This is a genomic window from Pseudomonas sp. IPO3774 (assembly GCF_013386835.1).
Lineage (GTDB): Bacteria > Pseudomonadota > Gammaproteobacteria > Pseudomonadales > Pseudomonadaceae > Aquipseudomonas.
Window position 1 is genome coordinate 71,352 of record NZ_JACAQY010000034.1, and the last position, 24,373, is coordinate 95,724.

The window sequence follows — 24,373 nt, forward strand, 5'->3', positions numbered from 1 at the left end:
CATTTCTCCAGTCAGTAAAAAAACCTACACCCAGCGGCGGAAAATCAGCGAAGTGTTGACGCCGCCAAAGGCAAAATTGTTGTTCATCACGTAGTCGCTGTGCAGCTCGCGGAACTCACCTTGCAGGTAGTCCAGCTCGCCGCAGCGCGGGTCGACTTCGTCGAGGTTGAAGGTGTGCACGTATTGGTTGCGGTTCATCATCTCGATGCTGAACCACGACTCCAGCGCGCCGCATGCGCCCAGGGTATGCCCAAGGAAACTCTTCTGCGAACTGATGGGCATGCGGCTGCCGAACAGGCTGCTGGTGGCCAGGGTTTCGGCGATGTCGCCCTGGTCGGTGGCGGTGCCATGGCCGTTCACATAGCCGATCGCGTCGGGCGCAAGCCCCGCATCTTCCAATGCCAGTTCCATGGCGCGGCGCATGGTGGCCTGTTCCGGGCGGGTGGTGTGCTGGCCGTCGGCGTTGCTGCCGAAGCCGACGATTTCCGCGTGGATATGCGCGCCACGGGCCAGTGCATGTTCCAGCTCTTCGAGTACCAGGATGCCGCCGCCTTCGCCGATCACCAGGCCGTCGCGCCCACTGTCGTAGGGACGCGGGCTGGTTTGTGGTGCATCGTTTTTCAGGCTGGTGGCGTACAGCGCATCGAACACCATGGCTTCGGTAGGGCACAGCTCTTCGGCGCCACCTGCCAACATCAGCGGCAGGCGGCCGAACTTGATGGCCTCATAGGCGTAGCCGATGCCCTGGCTGCCGCTGGTGCACGCGCTGGAGGTGGGGATCAGCCGGCCGGTGAGGCCGAAGAAAATGCTGATATTCGCCGCCGTGGTGTGGGGCATCATCCGCACGTAGGAGTTGGCGTTCAGCCCCTCGGCTACCGAGTTCAGCAGCATATTGCCGAAGGCCTTGATCTCGTCGGTGCTGCCGGTGGACGAGCCACAGGCCACGCCCATGCGCCCGTCCTTGATCGACTCGTCGCCCAGCAAGCCGGCGTCTTTGAGCGCCTGCTCCGCCGCCCATACAGCCAGCCGGGAAACCCGGCCCATGCTGCGCAGTTGCTTGCGGGTCCAGTGGGCGGGCACCACGAAATCATCGATCGGCCCGGCCAGCCGGGTGTTCAGTTCGGTGAAACGGTCCCACTCGTCCATGCGCCGGATGCCGCTGCGGTTGGCGCGGAAGTTGGCGGCGATGGTTGCCCAATCGCTGCCCAGGGACGTAACGCCGGCCATGCCGGTGACCACCACACGTTTCATCAGCACAGGCCTCCATTCACGGCCAGCACTTGGCGGGTGATGTAGCCGGCTTCTGCCGACATCAGGAAATTCACCGCCCCGGCGACTTCTTCCGGAGTGCCCATGCGCTGGACGGGGATCATTTTCATCAGCTCTTCCACCGGTACGTTTTCATCGAGCATCGCGGTGTCGATCAGCCCGGGGGCCACGCAATTGACGGTGATCTTGCGCTTGCCCAGCTCGATGGCCAGGGCCTTGGCGGCGCCGATCAGGCCGGCCTTGGACGCGCTGTAGTTGACCTGGCCGCGGTTGCCGATCAGCCCGGATACCGAGGTGATGCACACGATCCGCCCGGCGGCGCGACGACGAATCATCGGCATCATCACCGGGTGCAGCACGTTGTAGAAACCGTCGAGGTTGGTGCGCATCACCACGTCCCAATCGTGTTCCGACAGCGCTGGAAACGCGCCGTCGCGCGTCAGGCCCGCATTGAGCACCACGCCGTAATACGCGCCATGGGCTTCCACGTCGGCTTCAAGGATCTCCTTGCAGCTGGCGCGGTCCGCCACATCGAATTGCAACACCCGGGCCTTGCGCCCCAGCGCTTCGATTTCGACCTGCACCGCATCCGCCTCGGCACGCCCGCTGCGGCAGTGCAGCACGATGTCGTGCCCGGCCTGGGCCAGGCGCACAGCGATAGCGCGGCCGATGCCACGGCTGGAGCCGGTCACCAATACGGATTCAGTCATGGCGTGGTGTCCTTCGATTCATCTAAATAGTTGGCCGCCTGGGGCGGTCGAAATACGTTCAAGCGCGCGCTGGCCTGGATGCCGTGACCGGTGAGGTGGCATTCGAACACACCCATGCCGTTGTCGTCTTCCAGGGAGCGCAGGCCGTGGATGGTCAGCTCGGTGCCGGCGGGAAAGTGCTCGACGTTGCACTCGAACTTGCGCGTGCCCAGCAGGAAGCCCAACTCCACGGCTTCACCTTTCTGGCGCGCGCGGCAACCGGCGTAGGCCGCGACGCTTTGCGCCATCAACTCAATGCCGACCCACGCGGGCAGGCTGCCGTCGGCGCGGTTGAAAAGACCGCCGGGCTTGACCGTCAGGCGGGTCTGGATCTGTTCTTCATCAAAGCTCAGGACCTGATCGATCAGGATCATGTCACCGGCGTGGGGCAGCAGTTCGGCGAGCGGCCAATCAGTCATGGGGCGTCTCCGATAATCAGGCTGACGTTGTTGCCACCGAAGGCAAACGAGTTGCTCATCAGGCAGCGTTTTTCCAGGGCGTCGCCGGGCGACGCCCACTTCAGTACGGGCAGGTCGGGGTCCGCCTGGCCATCCCAGACATGCGGCGGCACTATGCCTTCTGCCAGGCTCAGCCAGCAGAACGCCGCTTCCAGCGCGCCGGCGGCGCCCAGGGTGTGGCCGGTCATGGGTTTGGTCGAGGAGCAGGCTACGCCGTCCGGGAACAGGGCCGCGACCGCCAGGCTTTCCATGGCATCGTTATGTTGGGTAGCGGTGCCGTGCAGGTTCAGGTAACCGATTTGTCCGGGCGCCAGTTGTGCGCTGGCCAGGGCCTTGCGCATCGCTTGCAACGCACCCTTGCCGGCAGGCTCGGGGGCGGAAATATGGTGGGCGTCGCAACTGGCGCCACTGCCCAGCAGTGCGACCGGCGCCGGGGTTTTGCTCATCAGGAACAACACGGCGGCTTCGCCGATATTGATGCCGTTGCGGTTCAGCGAAAACGGATTGCAGCGCTCTGCCGAAACCGCTTCCAGGGACGAAAAACCATTGAGGGTCAGCTTGCACAGCGTGTCGACGCCACCGCAGATCACCGCATCGCACACACCCAGGTCCAACAGGCGTTGGGCACTCATCAGCGCTCGTGCGCTGGAGGTGCAGGCGGTGGAAATCACGTAAACCGGGCCGCTCAGTTGCAGCCAGTCGGCGAGGAAATCGGCCGGGGCGCCAAGCGCCTGTTGTTGATAGTCGTAGTCGGCGGGGAACTGGTTTTCCCGCAGATAGTGGGCGATGCCACGGCTGGCTTCATCGATGCCCGAGGTGCTGGTGCCGAGCACGATGCCAATGCGCGACGCGCCGAACGTCTGGATCGCTTGCCGGATCTCGTCGTCAATCTGCAACGCGGCTTCCAGCAGCAACTGGTTATTGCGGCTGCGATGGGATTCCAGCCCGGGCGGTATCGCCGCCAGTTCACCGTGCACAGCGGCCACCGGCAACACACGCTCCGGCACCCAGCCGCTTTCGGCGCGCATGCCGGAGCAGTCGCCGGCAAACAGGCTGCGGCTGACTTCGCGCTTGTCGCGGCCCAGGGCGCAGATCACGCCGAGGGCATTGAGGTAGGCGCTCATCGGGCAGCCCCTAGCGGCGAGATGTGGTAGGTCAGGTGTTGCCCGATCACGTCCACGCGAAACACCAGGGAGGAGTGATAGGTGATCTTCCAGTGGGACGGCAGGGTGCGGATCAGGTCCATTTCCTGGGTCCCGGGGTACAGCCTGGAAACTTCATCCGCCGAGGTCAGGGCGAACAACAGCGCGGCAAACAATTCACGCGCCTGGGGATTGGGCGGCAGCAGACCGTCGGCCTGCCAGGCGCCATTGATCAGCATCTGCCGAGCCTGGGGAATGCCCAGCGGGTCCATCATCGACCAGCGGATCCCGCCGCCTTCGCGCTGCATCACCAGCAACCAGTCCTGGCGCTGGCCACCCTGTTCGCGCTGTACGTGCAGTTGCAGTGGCAGGCTCAGTACCGGGTTTTTCGTCGGCAACGGCGGCTGGCTGGCGCACGCGCCCAGCAGCAATAGACAGCCGATCAACAGCATTCGGATCATGTTTCAGCGCTCGCCAGAGGTTTGCGGGCGACCACGTTGACCAGGGTTTCTTCGCGCTGGCCGGCCGGTTTTGGCTGGCGCAGGCCCCAGCGCTCAAGCAGGCCGAAGTCGGTGGCGCGGCTCCACCACAGGTACGGGTACGAGACGTTCTGCGGGCCGAACTCAAAGCCCTGCTCGTGAATCATCTCAAGGTACTCCTCGGCGCTTTTCTGCACATGCATCGGGTGACGAAACAGCCAGCGGATTACCCAGGTGTCGATATAGGCCTCGGTGGATTCGGCAAACAGCAGGTAGCCGCCTGGCTTGAGCACCCGATAGAACTCTTTCAGGGCGCGATGCTGTTCCACCAGATGATGGAAGGTCTGGTGACAGAACAGCACGTCGACACTGGCGTCGGCCACTTCGAGGGTCGCGCAGTCGCTGCCGATCAACTCGATGGCGATGCCCTGGCGCGCGGCTTCGGCGCGGCTCAGGTCGAGGCTGTGGGGGTCGGCGTCGAGGCCGATCAGGCGGTCGGGGGCGAACACCTGCTGCAGGTACTGGAACGACTTGCCCTGGCCGCAACCAGCGTCCAGCAGCACCGGGGCAACCGGCAGCGGGTCGCTGAACAAGCTGCGCAGGTCGTTGATGGCCACGCGCAGCACATGGTGCTGCCAGGTGTGGCTGCGCAGGAACCAGAAGCCGAATTTGGTTTCTTCGACGTAGTTTTTACTCAGGTATTGGCTGCTCATCTCATCTTCCTTGTCCCGGACGGGCTGGCCCACGGCGCCAGCATGAAGCTGAACGCCAGCCCCAGGCTCACCGACAGCCCAAAATTACTCACCGCCGGTGTGCTGGAAATAGCCAGCAGGCCGAACGATAGCCAAGTAGTCACGGCCGCCAACAGTGTGCCCAACAGGCTCACGGCGGCGCCGCCAATTTGTTCACGCATCAGGATCGCGTAGTCGACGCTGATGGCGGTCACCAGCAGCAGGCCGAACAGGCTGAACAACGTCAACGGCTGCCCCAGCCAACCGAGGCTGGCCAGGCTGCACAGCGCCGCCAGCAACGGCAGGGCGACGATGCGCAAGGCACCGCCGAAGCCGAACGGCAGGATCAGCAGCAGTACGATCAACACGCAGGACATCAATTTCAATTCCGCCGCGCTGATCTGTGTGGCGGCGAACACCTGGTTCAAGTCGCCGAGGCGATCCACCAACTGCACGCCGGGCAGATCCAGGGCCTGCACCCGCAGCAAGGCCGGGTTGTTCAACCCTTGCAGGCTCACCATCGCCGCCACGCCACCGTCGACATTCCCCAGCCACAGCGTGCGCCACGGCTCGGCCAGCGGGCCGACCAGTGCTGCGTCGATGTCTTCGGTGGGCAAGGCCTGCAACTGGGCCAGCTCGGCTTGCAGGGCGGCGGCCGGTACGCCGAGGTCCAGCAATGGCTGCCAGTACTGCGGCAGTTGGTTCAGGGCCTCGCGCAGTTGCTGTTGCTCCGCCGGCGCGCTGACCAACTGGTTGAGCGCCAGGTAACCCTGGAGCTTGTCCATGTTCACCAACTGATCCAGGCGCTGGCTCAGCGCGGCCTGGCGTTCCAGCAACTGCTGCTGGTTGTCCGCCCGCACCAGGAAGAACTGGCTGGTGGGCTGGAACCCGGTAATCCGCGCAACGGCCTGGGCTTCCTGCAGCAACTGCGGTGGCGCACCGATCCACTGGCGGATATCGTTTTTGCTGTTCAGGTGCCACAGCCCACCGGCGCAAAACACCAACACCAGTATCAACAACACCGGGCTTGGCAGGCGCTTGAGCAGCGACTCGCGCACGCTCAGCAGGAACTCGGCAATGCGCAGGGGCCATTGCGCCGGGCGCAGTTCGACGCCTTTGAGCAAGGCCGGCAACAGGCACACGGCCGACAGGTAAGCGCCCACCAGACCGGCAGCGGAGAACACCGCGATTTGCGTCAGCGCCGGGAACGGCGTCCACGCCAGGGCCAGGTAACCGATGCAACTGGTGGCCAGGCTCAGGCTCAGGCCCGGCAAGGTCACGCGCAACGCTGGCCAACTGCGCCAAGGGCTCATGCTCCAGCTCTTGGACAGGTAATGCAGCGGGTAATCCACCGCCACGCCGATCAGGCTCGAGCCCAGCACCAGCGTGATCACATGCATATGCCCGAACAGCGCCACGCAGGCCACCGCACCAAACAGCATGCCCACCAGCACCGGCACGAACGCCAGCAACACCCGCCAGCGGCGGAACGCAAGCAGCAGCAATAACAGGATGCCTACCGTCGCGCCGCCGCCGACCCAAGTGATTTCCCGGGTGGCCTGCTGCTGACCATTGGCTGCATACAGCAGGCCGCTGGCGGCGAGCAATTGCGCGCCTTGCTGGTCGGCCTGCTCGCGGCTGGCCTTGAGCAGGTCAGCCACTTGCAGCGGCAGTTTCATGTCGAAGGCATTGCCGGTGGTGCGGGCCCGCAGCAGTACCCAGCTTTTGCCGTCGGCATCGGCGATCAGCGCGCCGCTGCCGATATCCAGCTGCACCGAACCGTGTTGCGGCTGGCTGTTCTGGATGCGCCCGGTGAGGCCCAGCCAATCGTCCTGGCTGGGCACCAGGCTGAAGCCGGTGAACGGGTCGAACAGCGCCTGAACCCGCTGCTGAATAAACGCCTGGGGCTCGTCGATCAGTTGCTCGCGATCCTTGGTCGAGAGCATCGCCAGCCGGCCTTGCAGCAACTGCTGACGCAGGGCCGGCAGGTCGGCTTGGAGGTTCCACTGGACCTTTTCAAACAGGCCGCTGGCTTGCCAGGCTTCGCCCAATTGCGTCGCCATGGCCACGGCTTTTTGTCGATCGGCATGCCCCACCAGCACCAGCATTTCGCGGTTCAGCGGTTCCTGCATGCGCTGTTCGGCCCGCAGCTCCAGCGCATCCGGCGCGGTGCCGGGCACCAGTTCCATCAGGTTCGCCGACAGCGGTGCGCCATGGCGCCATTGCCAGCCCGCCAGGGCCAACACGGCCACCAGCAGGATCAGGAACAGGCGCGGCAACCAGCGTTCACTCGGCAAAGTCGTGTTGCTCCGCGTCGCTCAAGGGCTGGCTGCTGGTGCTGTCCTGCATGCGCAGTACGGTGCTGTCGCCCTGGGTTTCCAGCAGCTCGATCTTCTGCACCAGTTCGCCGCCGTCGATATTGATTTGGGTGAACACCTGCTTGAGCAGCAGCGAGCGCGGGATCAGCGTGAGTTTCCACTGCTGGGCTTCGCCTTGCAGTTGCAGCTCGAAGTCACGCTGCAAGCCGCTGCTGTCGCCCTGCAACACGGCGAGGAACAAACGGTTCTGCTCGGCACCGGCACTCTTGTTCGGCAGCAATTGCCAGCCGTTGGCGTCTCGCCGGGCGATGCCGGTGGCGCTGATGCGGTAGTCCTGTTGCAGCGGGGTTTTCAGCAGCCACAGCAGGCCGTGATCCTTGGCCAGGACAAACGTGCCCTTGCTGACCAGCGGTTGCGGCAGGGCGCGCAGGTGTTTTTCCTGGATGAAGTTGCCGTGGATCACCGTTGGCTTTGCAAGCTGATCACTGAGTTGTTGCAGGTCGAAAGCATGGGCCAGGCCTGGAATGCCCAACAACAGAATGAAGGCGATTCCTGTGGGAGCGGCGGTGCGACGATTCGACTTGCTCGCGAAGAACCTGAGGGCGCCACGGGGTGTCAGGCGGCCTGCGTTATCGTTGACGATTTTCGCGAGCAAGTCGAATCGTCGCACCGCCGCTCCCACAGGGAATCTCATTTCAAGGCTCTCTCTATGGCGTCAGTGAATATTTTTGGCGACGCCAACTGCATTTCACGGCTGGCAATCTCCACCGCCACTTGCACGGTGCTGGCGCGGGTCAGGCGCTCGCCCGTGGCCTTGTCGCTGATCAGGTAATTGACCTTCAAGCGGTTCTCCCACTCCACCAGGCTGGCGCGCACGTTGATGGTCTGGCCGAAGGTCGCACCGCGCACATAGCGCAGTTGCATATCGATCACCGGCCAGGCGTAACCCGCTTCCAGCATCGCCGTGTAGTTGTGGCCGATCTTGTCCAGCAAGGCGCAGCGGGCGACTTCCAGGTACTTTACGTAGTGCCCGTGCCACACCACGTTCATGGTGTCGATGTCGAAAAACGGTACGAGGATTTCAGTGTCGCAGTGCAACACGCCGGGGCTACGCATGCAGCCTCCAGTGTTGCTCGGCGATGCGTTTCAGGCACAGGCGCAATTCGCCTTCCAGGGCGCGGTCTTCGATGACCGGCGGGAAGTCTTTGGCCAGCTCGTCGTGCATGGCGGCCAGCGCCGGCGGCAGCGGGCGCGCATCTTCAGCCTGGGCCCGCAGCCATACGCCCTGGTTGGCGGCGAGCAAAGTGGCGGCGGCGACTTGTTCGGTCAGTTCCAGCACACGAATCGCATCGCGGGCGGCGATGGTGCCCATGCTCACCTTGTCCTGGTTGTGGCACTCGGTGGAGCGCGAGAACACGCTGGCCGGCATGGTGTTTTTCAGCGCTTCGGCGGTCCAGGCGCTGGTGCCGATCTGCACAGCCTTGAAGCCGTGGTTGATCATCGCCCGCTCGACTGGCGCACCCGACAAATTGCTCGGCAAGCCGTGGTTGTAACGCACGTCCACCAGCAGGGCGAGCTGGCGGTCCAGCAGGTCGGCGACGTTGGCCACCAGGGTCTTGAGGCTGTCCATGGCGAAGGCGATGTGGCCGCCGTAGAAGTGGCCGCCGTGCAGCACGCGTTCTTCTTCGGCGTCGATGATCGGGTTGTCGTTGGCGCTGTTGAGTTCGATCTCGATGAACGAACGCAACCAGTTCAGGCTGTCGGCCAGCACGCCCAGGACGTGGGGCGCGCAGCGCAGGGAGTAACGGTCTTGCAGGCGATGCAGCGGCGCGGTCGGCGCGTCGATGGCCAGATCCTTGCGCAGCCAGGCGGCGACTTGCATCTGCCCCGGGTGCGGCTTGGCGGCGAACAGGCGCTCGTCGAAATGCTCCGGGTTGCCTTGCAGCGCCACCACGTTCAGCGCGGTGATGCGCGTGGCCAGTTGCAGCAGGTAGTCGGCGCGGGCGAAGGCCAGGCAGGCGAGGCCGGTCATCACGGCGGTGCCGTTCATCAGTGCCAGGGCCTCTTTCGGGCGCAGTACCAGCGGGTCCCAGCCCAGCTCGCGGTGCACCTCCGACGCCTGGCGGCGTTCGCCACGGAACATCACTTCGCGCTCACCAGACAAGGTTGCGGCCACGTAGGACAGCGGCGTCAAGTCACCGCTGGCGCCTACCGAGCCTTCTTCCGGAATCAGCGGCAGCACGTCGAATTCCAGGAACGCGTGCAGGCGCTCCAGCAACTCCACGCGCACGCCCGACACGCCATGGCACAGTGACTGCAACCGCGCCGCCAGCACCGCGCGGGTGGCTTGCGCATCCAGCAACTTGCCCAGGCCGCAGCCGTGGAACGTGTAGAGGTGGCGGGGCAGTGCTTCGACGTGCTCCAGCGGCACCGCCACCACGCACGAGTCGCCGTAGCCGGTGGTCACGCCGTAGATCACGCCTTCCTTGTCCAGCAACGAATCCAGGAACTGCGCGCCCTTGGCGATGCGCTGGCGGTACTTGGCATCGGCTTGCAGTTGAGTCGGCGCCTGACGGTTGGCCAGGGCCAGCACGTCTTCGATGCGCAGGGGAATTTCGCCGAAGGTTACCGGCTCAAGATGCGTCGTCATCGGTCTTCCAGAAAGGGTAAAAGTTGAACCATTGTTGGGGCGCTTCCAGGCAGAACTGGCCCAGGCGCTCGGCGTAGCGGGCGGTCCATTGTGCGATCACCTGCTGGCGGTCGCTGCGTTTCCATTCGATCAACTGGGCAAACGGCTCGATGATCAGGCGATAACGGCCTTGATGCTTCAAGCACATCAGCAGGTTGACCGGGCATTTCAGCAAACCGGCCAACAGCCACGGGCCTTGGGGGAAGGCGGCGTCATGGCCGAGGAAATCCACGCGCACCGTACGCCCGCCATGCAGCGGTACGCGGTCGCCGGCAATCGCCAGCCACTCGCCGTCGTCGAGGCGCTGGCTGAGCAGCATCATCACCGCCGGGTCAAGTTCGCTGACCTGGATCAGGCGCAGATTGGTCGCCCCGGCTTCGCCCAGAATCCGGTTGAAACGTTCAGCGTGCTTGGTGTGCACCAGCACGTTCATGGTGACCTTTTCGCCAAGCTCGGCGAGGGCGCGGCACACCTCAAGATTGCCCAGGTGCGCGCCCACCAGCATCTGCCCGCGTTCGCTGCGCAGCTGGCCGCGCAGTTGGGCCGGGTCGATGATTTCGATCTGCTCCAGGCGCAGCTTGCCGTTCCATACGTCGAGCTTGTCCAGCAGGGCGTCGGCGAACGCCATGAACTGGCCGAAGACGCTTCTGTGGGTAGGGCGCAGGTCGTCGCGCCGGCTCCAGTCGGCCAGGCGCTGCTGGTATTGCCAGGCGCTTTGGCGGGCCGTGCGGCCGAACAGAAAGAAGTAGAAAACGATGCCGTAGAGCAGCGGGCTCAGCAGCCGGCGCCCGAGGACCTTGGCGGCGAAGGCGGTGAATTTCATCAGCCAGAAGCTGCCGCGCTCCTCGCGGTCGGCCCAGTGCTTGGTGTCCTGGCTCATGCCTGCCACCGGCGCCAGAGGATCATCGGCGCGCGCACCAACATGCCGAAGAACAGCCGGGTGTGCATCGAGGAAATCAGCGCGTTGTCATGGAACAGGCGAAAGTGCGACAGGCCGTCGGCGGGGTAGTGCACCTTGGTCGGCAGCCAGCGCATCGGCTGGTTGCGCCAGGCCAGTCGCACCAGGATGTCGGAGTCGAAATCCATGCGTTTGCCGATGTTGGCCGAGTCCATCAAGGCCAGGGTCGGTGGCAGTGGGTACACGCGAAAGCCGCACATGGAATCGCGGATCTGCAGCGACAAGGTGTTGATCCATACCCAAACGTGGGTCAGGTAGCGCGCGTAAAGGCGGCCCTTGGGCACGCTGTCGTCGTATTCCGGGTAGCCGCAGATCACCGCATTCGGGTGGGCGCGGGAGGCGTCGAGGAAGGTACCGACTTCCCGCAGGTCGTGCTGGCCGTCGGCGTCCACTTGCAGGGCGTGGGTGAAGCCCAGGCGTGCGGCTTCGCGAAAGCCGGCCATGACGGCGGCGCCTTTGCCCTGGTTGGCGGGCAGGGTCAGCAGGGACACGTTGTCGAGGGTTGCCAGTTGCGCCAGCACGGCGGCGCAGGCGGCGCTGCTGCCGTCGTCTACCAGCAGGCATGGCAGGCCGCTGGACAGCACGCTATGAACCACGGCGGGCACGGCGGCCTCGTGGTTGTAGACCGGGATCAAGGCGCAGGGGTTATGCATAACAGGTACCCCATTGGCAGAAGCGCTGTGCGTGGCGAGGGAGCTTGCTCCCGCTGGGCTGCGAAGCGGCCCCAACACAGGCGACACCGATTTGCCTGATAAACCACAGTGCCTGGGTTGGGAGCGCTGCGCACTCCAGCGGGAGCAAGCCCCCTCGCCACAAAAGCTTAATCACTGACCCTCCCCAGCACGATCCGCCCACTGGAGCAGGCGGCCGCCTCATTGCGGTAGGCGAAGTACAACTTGCCGCGCTCCTGGTCGAACCGCAGGTGCAGTTCGATCCGGTCATCCGGGCGCACCAGTTGCTGGAACTTCAGCACTTCCATCCCGGCGAACTGCCCCGGCAGGTTGAGCAGTTGCTGGCCCAGGCTCAGCGCCCAATCCACTTGCACCACGCCAGGCAGCACCGGGGTTTGCGGGAAGTGGCCGCTGAAGTAGGCGAGGTCCGGCGGGATCGCCAGTTGTAGGGTCCATTCACCGTTGGCTTCGACTTGTTCCAGTACTTCCGGGGCTTTCGGGCGCGGTGCCAGCAGCAGGGCTTCGACGTCGGCCTGGGGCAGCTTGCCTTGGGTGTTCAGCGGCAATTGGCGCAACAGGCGCCAGCGGCGGGGCAGGGCCAGGGCTTCGCAGTGTTGGCTCAAGTGCTGGCGCAGGGTTTGGGTGACGGTGCGTCGGCCCTGATTACGCAGGGCATGCAAGCCGTCTGCGCTGAGCACCACGAGGGCGCCGAGGGAGGCGCGGTTTTCCTGCACCACGCCCAGGCGCGTTTCGGCGACCCAGGCATGGTCCATCAGCGCTTGTTCGAGCATCGGCAGGGAGATGCGTTTTTCTTCCAGCTTGACGATGCGGTCCAGGCGGCCGAGCAATTCGAAGCGGCCGTCGGCGTGGATGGTGGCGGCGTCGGCGGTCTGTTCGACATGGCCGGCGGGCAGGTATGGCGAGGCGATGCGCAAGGCGCCGTCGGCGTCCTGGCTCAGTTGCACGTCGGCAAACGGCTGCCACGGTTGTTCGCCCTGGCGCCAGGCGATACCACCGGTTTCCGAGCTGCCGAGGATTTCCGTCGGCCATTGCTGCAGGCGCTGATGCAGGCTGCCGGCGGCCTCAAGGGGCAAGGCGCCGCCGGAGGAAAACACCCGTTTGACCGGTGTAAGCGCTGGCCAGTCGAGGTTGTCACCCATGCGCTTGAGGAGCGCCGGGCTGGCGACCCAGGCAAATTGCGCATGCTCGCGGCTGGCGCGCTGCAAGTCCTCGGGAAATGCCAACTGTTGGCGCACAAAGGTGCGCCCGGCACACAACGGCCACAGCACCCGAAACAGCAAGCCATAGATATGCTGGGTGGCGACGCTGCCGATGATGCACGCCTCGCCCAGGTCGGCGCCCCACAGGGTTTCCAGCGCCTGGACTTCATTGGCCATCTGCCGCAGGGTTTTGTCGATGCGCTTGGGTTCGCCGCTGGAGCCGGAGGTGCACAGGCTCAGGCAGCAGGCGTCCAGGTCCAGGGCCGCGGCGCTTAATGGCGCTTGATACAGCGCATCCAGGTCGCCAGCTTTGGTCAGCCAGGCATCGACGACATCATCCCAGCGTTGGCGCGTTTGTGGTTGCAGGTCAGCGGGCAACAACACGCTGACGCCTGCTCGCCACGCACCCAGCAGGGCGATCGCCAGCAAGCCGGCATCTTCCAGGTACACCGCCAGGCGCTGGATGCCCCGGGCTTGCAACCCGGCGGCCAGGCTCAGGGACTTCTCCCACAGGTGTGGGTGATCCAGGGCAGGTTCGGTGGTCACCAAACGCTGCTCCACAGGCTCAAGCAGCAAGTGCTCAAGATTCAACCAATTCATACGCGGCCTCGAACCCTTTGTCGTACCAGCCATTCCACGGCAAACAACAGCCCCATCAGCCCGTAGGCGATCATGCCGTTGTACAACGTCCACCAGCTCAGCGGCGCCCACAGGGTGAGGGCGGCGGCGAGCAGGCCGTTACACAGGAAAAATACACTCCACACCACGGTGACCTTGCGGGTATACACAATCGCTTCTTCGGGCAGTTGCGGCTCGCTCATGCGCGCCAGGCGCTCGACCATCGGCGGCCCGTATTTCAGGCTCAGGCCGAACAGTGCCAGCATGAAGGCGCTGACCAGGCTCGGGTACCAGCGCAGCATCTGCGGGTTGTCGAACCAGGCGAGCAGCAGACAAAAGACAATGATCGCCGCCGCCATCCAGCGGCTGCCCGGGCGCCTGGCGCCGGTCAGGGCGCGCAACAGCCACAGGCTGCCCAGCAGCAGGCCAAATTGCCACGGGGCAAAATGCTCAGTGCCGTAATACACCGCAAAAGGGTACAGCAGCCCCGCCAGCAACAGGCCAAGGCCGATCAGCCGGCTCATGCGGCCGGTTGAACCAGACGGTAGACCGCCTCGACCACGTCATTCACGGTACGCACGGCCTTGAACTCTTCGGCGGCGATTTTCTTGCCGGTCTGGCGCTTGATGTGGTCGATCAGGTCCACTGCATCAATGCTGTCGATTTCCAGGTCCTGGTACAGGTTGGCGTCGAGCGTGACGCGTTCCGGTTCCAGTTCAAACAGTTCCACCAGGGCGTCGCGCAAGGTGTTGAAAATATCGTCACGAGTTTGCATGGTACGGTCTCAAGCTGCCTGTCGGGCCGTGACGAACGCCGCGAGGCTGGCCACGTTGGTGAAGTGATTGCGGGTGTCCTTGGCGTCGGCATCGATCTTGATGCCGTACTTTTTCTGGATCGCCAGGCCCAATTCCAGGGCGTCGACTGAATCCAGGCCAAGGCCTTCGCCGAACAGGGTTTGCTCGTTGCCGATGTCGCTCTCGCTGATGTCTTCCAGGCCCAGGGCCTCGATGATCAGCGTTTTTATGTCGTGCTCAAGGCGGTGTTGGTCGCTCATCTTCGGCGAGCTCCTTAATAAAATACTGGTGCAGGTAATCGTTGAGCTTGCGTGATGCCTGGGGCGCGGGCCCTTGTGCGGCAAACGCCTGTGGTTCTATATCGGCACCCACGCGCAAACTGAAGTGAAAGCGGCGATTCGGGATGCGATACCAGGGTTCGGCCTTGGTCAGTGTGGTGGGGCTGACCTTGATCACTACCGGAGTGATGATGCTCGCACCGCGCAGGGCAATGGCGGCGGCGCCGCGATGAAAGGTCGGTGCCTGGCCCGGTGAGGTGCGGGTACCTTCCGGGAAAATGATCAGGGTCTGGCCGTCCCGCAGGGCATCGGCGGCGGCGTCGAGCATGTCGGCGCTGCCGTCGTTGCTGATGTAGCCGGCGTCGCGCACCGGGCCCCGGGTGAAGGGGTTCTGCCACAGGCTCTGCTTGACCACGCAGTTGGTCTGGCGCATCTGGGCGATCAGGAACACCACGTCCACCAGCGATGGGTGGTTGGCAATGATCATCTGGCCCGGGCGGCCGAGCTTTTCCGCGCCTTCGACGCTGTAGGTCAGGATGCCCAGGCGCGTCATCATGCGGATAAACAACCAGAACAGGCAGCTGATGGTGTGGCGGGCGCGTCGCTGATGCTGTTTGGCATCACCCGGCAGGCAACTGAGCAGCGGAAACACCAGGACACGCAGGCACAGGCCGCCGAGGCCAAACAGGGCGAAGGCGGTGGCAGTGGCGAACAGGCGCCAGTAGTAGGCCTTCCGGGGCTTTTCGGTCAGGACTTGCGTTGCCAGTTCCATACTCGGTTCTTCCAGGCATGTTGGCAGGCGCCCTGTTCGTTCAGCAGGGTGCGCAGCAGGTTCAGGGCGTGGGGCCACTGGGCTTTGGTGGTGGGTTGGACAGCGGCTGTATTCAGTTCCAGCTGCCACTCGTCGCCCGGTGTCAGCAGCAGGCCGAGGGCGTAGGGGAAGGGCACGTCCTCGATCCAGCGCGCATAGGCTTCGGGGGGCTGTTCCTCGGTAATGATCAGCAATACAGCCGGTGCGCCTTCATTGAGCAGGGCAGCGGCTTCGAGCATGCCGTGCTCCAGGCCATCGCCGGCGGCGGCGAGGGCGGTCATTTCACTGGTTTCATTGCGCAGGATCGACCACAGGCCAATCACCGCGTTATGCACCGACAGGCTGAACTGGGTCGGCGACAGGGGCTCGTCGTTGGCCAGGTCGCTGAGAATATCGAGGGTGCGTGGGGTTTCGCCGTGACGGGAAACAAACACCAATGGCAACTGTTGCAAGCCTTCGGCCAGGGGCCAGCCCACACTGAAGGCCATGCGCGCCAGGCGGCTCAGGCGCCGGCGCTGCATGGCCGGCAGGAAGGACACGTCGGGTGCCGCGTCGCTGCGGGCGAGCAACATCGGCTGCCGGCACCAGGTACGCCAGTCGTCCGCGCTTTCGAGCCCGGGAGCCCAGGCGCGCCATTGGGCGATGTTGAAATTGATCACTGAGAAGTTATCCCGCCCCTGCGGGCTTCCTTGTGCGGCCATTGGCCCCGAATACCGGGACAGGGTGCAATCGCCGAATGGCGCGCATTATCCCGGTGCTGCGGGGTTCTAGCAAACTTTGGTAAAGAATTGTTCACGGATGATTACAAATTCGCTGGAAAGAATTACCGATTGTCCATCATGCAGGTAGGGCAGCAGGTGTCAGGCAATTCCTGCTTTGTCGGACAGACGGGAAATTGTTATGCGAGATAGAGCCTCTGATGCTGTAGTACAGGAACAAACGAGGTAGCTAACGGGCGCTTTTGCCCTCTACACTCGGGTCATTCATTGATACACGGAGGTTTTTCCATGCGGCGCGTGGTGTTCAACCAAAAAGGCGGTGTTGGCAAGTCCAGCATTGCCTGCAACCTGGCGGCGGTCAGCGCCAGCGAAGGCTATCGAACCCTGTTGGTGGACCTCGATGCCCAGGCTAACTCTACCCAGTACCTCACCGGGCTGACCGGCGACGATATCCCCATGGGAATCGCCGACTTCTTCAAGCAAACCCTGTCTTCCGGGCCGTTTTCGAAGAAGAACCAGGTGGATATCTACGAAACCCCGTTCGACAACCTGCACGTCATCACCGCCACCGCGGAACTGGCAGACCTGCAGCCCAAGCTCGAGGCCAAGCACAAGATCAACAAGCTGCGAAAGCTGCTGGATGAATTGAGCGAGGACTACGACCGGATCTACCTGGATACGCCGCCGGCGTTGAACTTTTATGCCGTTTCAGCGCTGATTGCCGCTGATCGCGTGCTGATCCCCTTCGATTGCGACAGCTTCTCCCGCCAGGCGCTGTATGGCCTGTTGGCCGAGATCGAAGAATTGAAGGAAGACCACAACGAAGGGCTGGAAGTGGAAGGCATCGTGGTCAACCAGTTCCAGGCCCGGGCGAGCCTGCCGCAGCAGATGCTGGATGAATTGATTGCCGAAGGGTTGCCGGTACTGCCGGTGTACCTCACCAGTTCGGTGCGCATGCGTGAATCGCACCAGGCGAACATGCCGCTGATCCACCTGGACCCACGGCACAAGCTGACACAGCAGTTTGTGGAATTGCATAACTTGCTGGAAAACGCGTGATTTAGCAGGCAACACATCACCCATGTGGGAGCGGGCTTGCTCGCGAATGCGGTGGATCAGTCGAATTCTCTATTGACTGACTCACCGCATTCGCGAGCAAGCCCGCTCCCACATTTGGTCTTTGTTTCTACAGGGAAATCGTCGTCTTGCGCCGTTGCCTACAGTTACGCCAGAATCCGCCGGCTTGTGCGTCTGGATGGGCGTCTCTAAGGTTGCTCGGTCGCTGAATTCTCAGTGATCGGGTTTAGTAGCCCGAGTGTTTGTCGTTAAGTGCATAAGCTTCATCTTTCAGGCGCTGAGTCTGTGCTTGATGGTAGCTGTGCGTAGGGCGTCTTCGGGCGCGCCGGCTTCGACATTTCCCGGTCTACTAACCTGCGTACAGCTGCCACCCTAATTCGTTTAGTAGCGATCAGATGGCGGCTCCAATCAGGAATGTCGACCATGTTTAAAGCTACTCCAAATCCCCCGTCGTACCTTTTTACAGTCAGCCCCGGCCAAGCCACCGAAACCCTGATCCTCAATACCTACGAAACCTTCTCCTCAGTCACCACCCTCTTGCTCGACCTTTCCGACGACCTCACCGGCAAGCAGCGCGATGTCGCGTTGGCCATTCATCAGTTGAGCGAATTGGGCGTATTGCTGATGGGGCAGGTGATGGACCGGGGCGTCCCGCTACCTCAAACGCCCTGACTGCGCAGCCAGCTCATCAACTGCGGTAACGGAAACGCACCGCTCTGACGCGCCACTTCCCGGCCATTCTTGAACAGGACCAGGCTGGGAATCGAGCGAATCCCCAACTGAGCGGATAACTGCTGATTGGCCTCGCTATCGAGCTTGGCCAATCGGCACTTCCCGGCCAACTGCCCGGCGGCCTGCTCAAACACCGGCGCAAACGACTTGCACGGCCCGCACCATTCGGCCCACACGTCCACCAGCAACGGCAGGTCGCCCTTGATCTGGCTGGCGTAATCGCCCTGTTTCAGCTCAAAGGGTTTGCTCAGCAGCACCGGTTGCTTGCAGCGCCCGCACTTCGGCGCATCGCCCAGGCGTTCATTGGGGATGCGGTTAAGACCGTTGCAGTGGGGGCAGGGGATTACTAGAGAGTCGGACATGCTGGGCTCCGTGAAAGTGGCCAATGGGTTCTATTTGGAGCCGCCGTCGGGGTTTATCAAGGAACAACACAAGCCATCAGCGTGCAATCTTCTTTCGTGCCAGTTGGCAGGCAAACACGTTGCCCACAGCACAACCCCCAATCACCAGCATCAGAGTGAAAAGCAGTGGTGCATTCCATTGAGACCCTAGCCAGGTTAATAATCCTGCCCCGGCCACAGTGATGCATCCGAAAACCGCAGAAGCTTTGGCTTGGTGAGACGCGTCGATATCCAGTGCCCAGCTGGTCGCAAGGGGCAACAAAATGCAGAAGGCAATACTGGTTGCTGCTGCAGCTGCCAGGTAAAGGTAGATATTGACATGTAGCCATGCCGCTACCATCAACAGTGCGGCGAGGCACTGAGAGGCGGATCCTGCATTTAGGCGTTGGGCGTCACTGAATCGTGTGACGGCTTTCCCTGAAAAGAAAAAACCTGCCGCTACCAGCGCCGCCCAACCTGAAAGGATCATGCCTGTTGCTTGTGGTGAGAGATGAAAAACTCCCTGCAGGGCAAACGCCTTGCTGAGGTTCAGCTGTGTGAAGGCGCTCTGTATCAGGAGTGCAAGCAGTAAACCGCAGATGAATTTCGGGTGTTTCCCTAGTAAAGATTGGGTTTCAGTTGCAGCCTGTTGGCCTTGGTCGGTTGCCTTGCCGTGATGAGTGGCCAGAAGTCCCAGGCCGATTATAAAAAGCAGGCAACCGAGTACGCCAAAAACCCATCTCCACCCCCAAAACGAGGCTGCCGCCAGCAGAGTCGGCGGGCTTAGTACCGTAAGGACGCTAATAGCACTCAAGAGATAAGCTGTTGCGCTTTGGAAGGTTGCTTGCCTGAGTCGTTGACGCAGCCAAAGGCGTGAAGAGGTTGCTGCCACCGCGTTGGCGATGAACATGAAAGTAAAGATGATCGATAGCATGAGGGCGCTTGTTGATAACGCCACTGCGACACATAGCAGCGCGATCAGCACCGATGCACCGGCCAGGCTGACGCTGGTTCCCAGTCGGTTGACCAGCGGCGTTGAAAACAACTGGCTGAATGCGAAAGCCATCAGGCACAAGCCGAGCATGCCTTGAAAGAATGCCGGAGAAACACTCAAGTCCTGAGCGATTAACGGAGAAAGAGGAACAAGAGCGTCGAAAACAACCGCACTGACCAGCGTCCTGGCCACCACGACCCTAAGGCCTGGGGTCACGGTTTTATGTTTCAAATTTGATTTACACATCCGCTAAACCCTAAGCCGGATGTGTATTTGGGGATGTCAGGCGCGTCCGATACTTATTTCTGGATATATCCGTGTTGTGGTGAGGGAGCTTGCTCCCTCGCCACATTGGCTCGCTCCTACGACGAACAACTAATCTCCAAATGCTTCCCCCAATCCGGCGGCCGCTGGGCGTATTGTTCCATCCCCGGCTGCTCTTCAAACGGTTTGGTCAGCACTTCATGCAGCCGGCGCACTTCGCTGTAATCCCCAAGCTCCGCCGCCTGGATGGCGTTCTGCGCCAAATAGTTGCGCAGGATATAAAGCGGATTCACCCCATGCATCCGCTCACGTCGCTGTTCTTCTGTGCCGCTGGCGTCGCGCTCTACGCGCGCCTTGTACAGATCCGCCCACCCGTCAAACCCCTTGAGGTCGACAAAATCGTCGCGCAACCGCGCCACGGCCAATGCGGCGGATTCATCCCCCAGCCGGCGGAAGAACAGGGTGTAGTCGACGCCGCTGTTCTGCATCAGTTGCAGCAGGCGCTCCACCAGTTTCTGGTCGTCATCTTCGGCGGTGGTGAGGCCCAGTCGGCGGCGCATCAGGTCCAGGTAGTGGGCCTGGAACAACGGCAGATACAGCCCCAGCGTTTCCCGCAGCGCCTCGACGCTGATAAACGGCGTCAACGCCTGGGCCAGTGCGCTCAGGTTCCACTGCCCGATCGGCACCTGGTTGCTGAAGGAATAACGCCCTTCATGGTCGGAGTGGTTGCAGACGAACTGCGCGTCGAAATCGTCCAAAAATGCAAACGGCCCGAAGTCGAAGGTGATGCCGAGGATCGACATGTTGTCGGTGTTCATCACTCCATGGCAGAACCCATAGGCCTGCCACTTGGCGATCAACTCGGCATTACGCTCGACGATTTCGCGGAACATCGCCAGGTACGGCTCGGGCTGTTCCATGCATTCCGGGAAGTGCAGGGACAGCACGTGCTCCGCCAATTGCTTCTGCAATTCAGGCTTCTTGGTGTAGTAGAAATATTCGAAATGCCCAAAGCGCACGTGGCTGTGGGCCAGGCGCAGCACCATGGCGGCGCGCTCCTGTTTCTCGCGCCACACCGGCGTGGTGGAACCGATCACACACAGCGCACGACTGCTGGGAATGCCTAGCGCATGCAGTGCTTCCGACGCCAGAAACTCCCGGATCGACGAGCGCAACACCGCACGACCATCGCCCATGCGCGAGTACGGGGTTTGCCCGGCACCCTTGAGGTGCAGGTCCCAATGCTCGCCGGCCTGGTTGTACACCTCGCCCAGCAACAATCCGCGGCCATCCCCCAGTTGCGGGTTGTACGAGCCAAACTGATGCCCGGAATAGATCATCGCCCGCGGCTCGGCCTCGGCCCACAGCTTGTGCCCGCCGAACAGCTCGGCAAATACCGGTGTTTCGGCCACGGCGGGGTCGAGATCCAGCAGCGCCATGGCTGCCTCGCTCGCCACCACTAAACGCGGTTCGTCGATGGGCTCGGGCAGCACATGGGTTGAGAAGCCGTCGCCCAGGCGGGCGAAGCGGTTGTCGAAGGTCAGTTCGTCGAGGGCTTTCAACGGCCATCTCCTGAGCAGAATGTCCGACCATTCTGCTGGGGAGAGCGCGTTTAGTCGAGTTTGGCGGGCGGCGGCTCGGGCAGGTCCTGGTCCTGGGCGGGCGGCAGGATGGTCCGGTTTTCTTCTTCCACCGGCACCAGCTTGTATTCCTGGCCATGCAGGTTCTTCAGGTAAACCTCCATCTGCCGGAACGAGATGTTGATGTGGTGGTTCTTGAACTCGCGGTTGATGAAGCGGTTGACCTCATCGATCACCGGGTTGCGGTCGCCCAGGTCCCGTACATGCATGCGCAGTTCGTGATCGAGGGTGCTTTCACCGAAGTTTAGGAAGTACACGTGGGGCGCCGGGTCCTTCAACACGCGTGGGTTTTCGGCGGCGGCCTTGAGCAGCAATTCCTTCACCAGGTCCAGGTCCGAGCCGTAGTCCACGCCCAGTTTCAGGGTGACCCGGGTGATGGTGTCGGTCAGCGACCAGTTGATCAGTTGCCCGGTGATGAACGTTTTGTTCGGGACAATGATGTCCTTGCGGTCGAAGTCGGTGATGGTGGTGGCACGGATGCGGATCTTGCTCACCGTGCCCGACAAGTTGCCGATGGTGATGGTGTCGCCGATCCGTACCGGGCGCTCGAACAGGATCATGATGCCGGAGATGAAGTTGGCGAAGATTTCCTGCATCCCGAACCCCAACCCCACCGACAGCGCGGCCACCAGCCACTGCAACTTGTCCCAGCTCACGCCGAGGGTCGACAGGGTGGAGACAAACCCGACGCCGGCAATCACATAGGACAGCAAGGTGGTGGTGGCGTAGGCGCTGCCCTGGGCCAGGTCGAGCTTGGACAGCACCAGTACTTCCAGCAGGCCGGGCAGGTTGCGCGCCAGGGCAAAGGTGATGCCGATGATGATCAGGGCGCCGAGCAAGTCGCCGATGCTGATGGGCACCATGCTGATATTGGCGCCGGTGCCGCTGGTGTATTCGTAGAGGGTGACGTTGTCCAGGTAGGAAAACACCGAGATCAAGTCGGACCACACCCAGTACAACGCAGCGATAAAGCCGCCCAGCAGCGCCAGGCGAATCAGGCGCATCGACTGTTCGTTGACCTGTTCGATGTCCAGGGTCGGCTCTTCGATCACTGCTTCACCCTCACCGGCTTCCTTGGCGGCCTGGCGTTTGGCCAGGGCCCGCGCATAGGCCAGGCGCCGTGCCGCAACGCCCAGGCCACGTACGAAGGTGGCTTCGATCACCAGCCAGAACATCAGCAGGTACAAGGTGTTGATCAGCCGGTCGCTGAGCTTGAGGGCGGTGTAGTAGTAGCCAAAACATACGGCGATAAACAGCGCCACCGGCAGTGCCGTAAACACCAGGCCCACGGCCTTGCGAAACAGCGAGGCTTTTTCATGAGTCGGGCTGTTGAGCAGCAGGCGCCCGAGCAGCCACGCCATCAGTGCGTAGCAGGTCAGTACCACGCCGATGCCCAGCACATCGTCGGCCAGCGCTGCCGGCTGATGCTCGGCGATGGCCACCACGGCCACCAACGCCAGTACCACGAGCCCGAGCTTGCGTACCCAGCCCTGGAGGAATTCGACCTGGGGTTTTTCCCAGCGGAAGTGCAACTCGGCGACGCCGCCGGGCGCGAGGATCCGATACGCGGTGTAGAACACCAGCCACGCCTGGGCGATCTGCAGCAGGGCGGCGCCGAGGTTGGCGTTTTGCCCGCGGGCGTCGATCTGCAGCGCATAGCCGCAGAGTGCCAGGCCCAGGGCCACCGGCATCGCCAGCGCGATATTCACCAGGATCGCCACCGGCGTGTGCCACTGGCTGTCGCGTTTGAAGTGGCCGATGTCCATATGGATTTTTTTCAGCCGGGCATACAGGTAGCTGCGACGCCACAGCAGCGCGCCGATCAACAACAGCAGGGGCAGGAACAGCAGCGGGCGCTGGGTCAGGCCGTCATACAGCTCGCTGACGCTGGAGGCCCACGGCAGGGTATTGACCTGTTTGCTCAGGTGCGCCGGTACGGTTTCCAGCCATTCGGTATCCAGCGGCTTGTTGCTGGGAATCCAGAACATCTGTTCGTCGAGGGTCGCCCGCAAGGTGGTGGCGGTGCTCAGCAGTTGTTTCTGGTTCAGTTGCAGGGTGATGGATTCGTTGAGCAGTGCGCTCAGTTCCCGGCTCAAGCGCTCCAGCAGGTCGCTGCGGGTGATCGCCAGTTCCAGCAGGGTGCGCCGCAGTTGTGGCGTCACCTGGTCGGCCGGCTGGTTGGCCAGCAAGCTGTCGACGTAGGTGCTCGGGGTGCTGATCAGTTCGCGCTGCTGGTTGACCTCGAACTGGTACAGGCGAATGTTGGCGATGTCATCTGCCAGGTCGCGGTCCACGGTCAGGCGCGGGAGGGCCTGCTTCTGTTTGTAGAGGATCTTGGACAGCAGCAGGCTGCCCTTGAGCACGTTGATCTGCTCGTCCAGCGCCGAGTCGCTTTGGGTCACGCTGTCCAGTTGCTGCTTGGTTTGCAGGTTTTTCTGGGTCAGCTCGTTGAGCCGGTCAGTGCTTTTGAGCAGGTAGTCGGACAGTTTCAGGTTGGCCGCGCTTTCCGTGGCGAGCAGGCTGCTGCCACCGGCCTTCTGGGCTTCGATGGACTGCTGGGTCACGGTTTCCTGGGACTGGGCCAGGCGTTTCTGGTTGATCAGGGTTTGCAGGTCCTGGATTTCCTGCTCCAGGCGCGCGGTCTTTTCCAGCACCAGGTCGTGCTGGCTGTTGCCCAGGTCTTGCAGTTGGCTGTTGCCGGCCAGTTCCTGGCGGCGCAGGGGAATCAGGGCGTTGAGGGCGGCCAACTCGGCATTCAGCTGGTTGCGCTGGTCGCCGCTGAGGGTCTTGCCGTTGTCCTTGCCTGCCTTGAGAGTCGCGTTGATCTGCTGGATACGTGTCTGGCTGCTGCTGATTTCGGTCTGGGCGCGCTCGGGACGGGTCTGGGCCGCGATGGTCAGGCTGTTGGCGTCGGCCAGTTCCTTTTGCAGGTCGCCTTGCTGGGTGGTGCGCTGCACCAGCAGTTGTTCAAGTTGCGGCACCGGCAAGGTGGCGTAGCGCTGGGCGACCGGAATCACCTTGGTGGCCTTGAGGCGGGTCAGTTCGCGCTGGTTGTCGACGGTCTGGCGCGGCGCGTCTTCGAGCTGGCGCTTGAGGTCCACCAGGCGCTGCTGGTAGTCCTGCTGGTTGCCCAGGAAGGTGAGCGTTTGCTGCAGGATGCTTTGCAGCGCCTTCATGTCGGCGTCGGGCAGTTTGCGGTCCGGCAGCTTGTCCAGGGTTTGCTGGACGGAATCGATGCTGGGCGGGTCGGCCGCGTGTACGGTGCCGACGCAGAGAGTCAGGCCCAGCAGGGCAGTGGCGAGAAAAGTGCGCAGGGTTGTCATAGAGACCGGTCGAGCAAGGTGAAAAATAGGGGGCGTCCCGACATCGACTGGCGCGCCGT

The 24,373-nt window shown here is 62.7% G+C and carries 24 protein-coding genes; 2 read left to right on the top strand and 22 right to left on the bottom strand.

Features of this window, described 5'->3' with window-relative positions; all coding sequences use genetic code 11:
* Positions 1–24: 24 nt before the first annotated feature.
* From HYE77_RS18505 to HYE77_RS18590, 18 genes are all read right to left on the bottom strand, one after another.
* A complete protein-coding gene (locus HYE77_RS18505; protein WP_008439241.1) occupies positions 25–1,251 on the bottom strand; it encodes a beta-ketoacyl-ACP synthase in 1,227 nt (408 codons plus the stop codon).
* Positions 1,251–1,979, bottom strand: coding sequence for a 3-oxoacyl-ACP reductase FabG (fabG, locus tag HYE77_RS18510; RefSeq protein ID WP_177069101.1), 729 nt, complete (start codon positions 1,977–1,979; stop codon positions 1,251–1,253). Before fabG ends, HYE77_RS18505 begins: the two co-directional genes overlap by 1 nt.
* Positions 1,976–2,437 carry a hotdog family protein gene (locus tag HYE77_RS18515; RefSeq protein ID WP_102604305.1) on the bottom strand — a complete coding sequence of 154 codons (462 nt, stop codon included), beginning with the start codon at positions 2,435–2,437 and terminating at the stop codon, positions 1,976–1,978. Before HYE77_RS18515 ends, fabG begins: the two co-directional genes overlap by 4 nt.
* Positions 2,434–3,600 (bottom strand): beta-ketoacyl-[acyl-carrier-protein] synthase family protein, encoded by a 1,167-nt coding sequence (locus HYE77_RS18520; RefSeq protein ID WP_177069102.1) that lies wholly within the window; start codon positions 3,598–3,600, stop codon positions 2,434–2,436. Before HYE77_RS18520 ends, HYE77_RS18515 begins: the two co-directional genes overlap by 4 nt.
* Positions 3,597–4,079 carry a hypothetical protein gene (locus HYE77_RS18525; protein WP_177069103.1) on the bottom strand — a complete coding sequence of 161 codons (483 nt, stop codon included), beginning with the start codon at positions 4,077–4,079 and terminating at the stop codon, positions 3,597–3,599. Before HYE77_RS18525 ends, HYE77_RS18520 begins: the two co-directional genes overlap by 4 nt.
* The gene (locus HYE77_RS18530) at positions 4,076–4,810 is read right to left on the bottom strand and encodes a class I SAM-dependent methyltransferase (RefSeq protein ID WP_177069104.1); all 735 of its coding nucleotides are present in this window, start codon (positions 4,808–4,810) and stop codon (positions 4,076–4,078) included. Before HYE77_RS18530 ends, HYE77_RS18525 begins: the two co-directional genes overlap by 4 nt.
* Positions 4,807–7,125, bottom strand: coding sequence for an MMPL family transporter (locus tag HYE77_RS18535; RefSeq protein WP_177069105.1), 2,319 nt, complete (start codon positions 7,123–7,125; stop codon positions 4,807–4,809). Before HYE77_RS18535 ends, HYE77_RS18530 begins: the two co-directional genes overlap by 4 nt.
* Entirely contained in the window at positions 7,115–7,840 is a 726-nt protein-coding gene (locus tag HYE77_RS18540; protein WP_177069106.1) for an outer membrane lipoprotein carrier protein LolA, read from the bottom strand. Before HYE77_RS18540 ends, HYE77_RS18535 begins: the two co-directional genes overlap by 11 nt.
* Entirely contained in the window at positions 7,837–8,262 is a 426-nt protein-coding gene (locus HYE77_RS18545) for a thioesterase family protein (RefSeq protein ID WP_177039684.1), read from the bottom strand. Before HYE77_RS18545 ends, HYE77_RS18540 begins: the two co-directional genes overlap by 4 nt.
* Positions 8,255–9,796, bottom strand: coding sequence for a histidine ammonia-lyase (hutH, locus tag HYE77_RS18550; RefSeq protein ID WP_177069107.1), 1,542 nt, complete (start codon positions 9,794–9,796; stop codon positions 8,255–8,257). Before hutH ends, HYE77_RS18545 begins: the two co-directional genes overlap by 8 nt.
* Complete coding sequence (locus HYE77_RS18555; RefSeq protein WP_008439230.1) at positions 9,780–10,715, bottom strand: glycosyl transferase; 936 nt, start codon at positions 10,713–10,715, stop codon at positions 9,780–9,782. The genes hutH and HYE77_RS18555 overlap by 17 nt, the downstream gene beginning before the upstream one ends.
* Positions 10,712–11,446, bottom strand: coding sequence for a glycosyltransferase family 2 protein (locus HYE77_RS18560; RefSeq protein ID WP_177066710.1), 735 nt, complete (start codon positions 11,444–11,446; stop codon positions 10,712–10,714). The genes HYE77_RS18555 and HYE77_RS18560 overlap by 4 nt, the downstream gene beginning before the upstream one ends.
* Before the next feature lie 167 nt (positions 11,447–11,613).
* Positions 11,614–13,284, bottom strand: coding sequence for an acyl-CoA synthetase family protein (locus HYE77_RS18565; protein ID WP_177069108.1), 1,671 nt, complete (start codon positions 13,282–13,284; stop codon positions 11,614–11,616).
* Positions 13,281–13,826 (bottom strand): hypothetical protein, encoded by a 546-nt coding sequence (locus HYE77_RS18570; protein ID WP_177069109.1) that lies wholly within the window; start codon positions 13,824–13,826, stop codon positions 13,281–13,283. Before HYE77_RS18570 ends, HYE77_RS18565 begins: the two co-directional genes overlap by 4 nt.
* A complete protein-coding gene (locus HYE77_RS18575) occupies positions 13,823–14,077 on the bottom strand; it encodes an acyl carrier protein (protein WP_003209389.1) in 255 nt (84 codons plus the stop codon). The genes HYE77_RS18570 and HYE77_RS18575 overlap by 4 nt, the downstream gene beginning before the upstream one ends.
* Before the next feature lie 9 nt (positions 14,078–14,086).
* A complete protein-coding gene (locus tag HYE77_RS18580; protein WP_008439197.1) occupies positions 14,087–14,356 on the bottom strand; it encodes a phosphopantetheine-binding protein in 270 nt (89 codons plus the stop codon).
* Positions 14,334–15,146: a 1-acyl-sn-glycerol-3-phosphate acyltransferase gene (locus HYE77_RS18585; protein WP_102367952.1), complete on the bottom strand. Its 813-nt coding sequence runs from the start codon at positions 15,144–15,146 to the stop codon at positions 14,334–14,336. Before HYE77_RS18585 ends, HYE77_RS18580 begins: the two co-directional genes overlap by 23 nt.
* Complete coding sequence (locus HYE77_RS18590) at positions 15,122–15,844, bottom strand: beta-ketoacyl synthase chain length factor (RefSeq protein ID WP_087692510.1); 723 nt, start codon at positions 15,842–15,844, stop codon at positions 15,122–15,124. The genes HYE77_RS18585 and HYE77_RS18590 overlap by 25 nt, the downstream gene beginning before the upstream one ends.
* A gap of 348 nt (positions 15,845–16,192) precedes the next feature.
* On the opposite strand from HYE77_RS18590, the gene HYE77_RS18595 reads away from it, so the two are divergent.
* The gene (locus HYE77_RS18595; protein WP_003209397.1) at positions 16,193–16,963 is read left to right on the top strand and encodes a ParA family protein; all 771 of its coding nucleotides are present in this window, start codon (positions 16,193–16,195) and stop codon (positions 16,961–16,963) included.
* A 441-nt stretch (positions 16,964–17,404) separates the two neighbouring features.
* Positions 17,405–17,653, top strand: coding sequence for a DUF6124 family protein (locus tag HYE77_RS18600; protein ID WP_003209399.1), 249 nt, complete (start codon positions 17,405–17,407; stop codon positions 17,651–17,653).
* Here the strand turns inward: HYE77_RS18600 and trxC are convergent.
* From trxC to mscK, 4 genes are all read right to left on the bottom strand, one after another.
* Positions 17,641–18,075 carry a thioredoxin TrxC gene (gene trxC / locus HYE77_RS18605; RefSeq protein WP_177069110.1) on the bottom strand — a complete coding sequence of 145 codons (435 nt, stop codon included), beginning with the start codon at positions 18,073–18,075 and terminating at the stop codon, positions 17,641–17,643. The two genes, HYE77_RS18600 and trxC, sit on opposite strands and share 13 nt — an antisense overlap.
* A gap of 76 nt (positions 18,076–18,151) precedes the next feature.
* Complete coding sequence (locus HYE77_RS18610) at positions 18,152–19,333, bottom strand: MFS transporter (RefSeq protein ID WP_177069111.1); 1,182 nt, start codon at positions 19,331–19,333, stop codon at positions 18,152–18,154.
* 116 nt (positions 19,334–19,449) lie between these two features.
* Positions 19,450–20,913, bottom strand: coding sequence for a protein adenylyltransferase SelO (gene selO, locus HYE77_RS18615; RefSeq protein WP_008439185.1), 1,464 nt, complete (start codon positions 20,911–20,913; stop codon positions 19,450–19,452).
* Between the two features lie 50 nt (positions 20,914–20,963).
* Positions 20,964–24,314, bottom strand: a complete 3,351-nt coding sequence (mscK, locus tag HYE77_RS18620; RefSeq protein ID WP_008439184.1) for a mechanosensitive channel MscK — start codon at positions 24,312–24,314, stop codon at positions 20,964–20,966.
* Between the last annotated feature and the right edge of the window lie 59 nt (positions 24,315–24,373).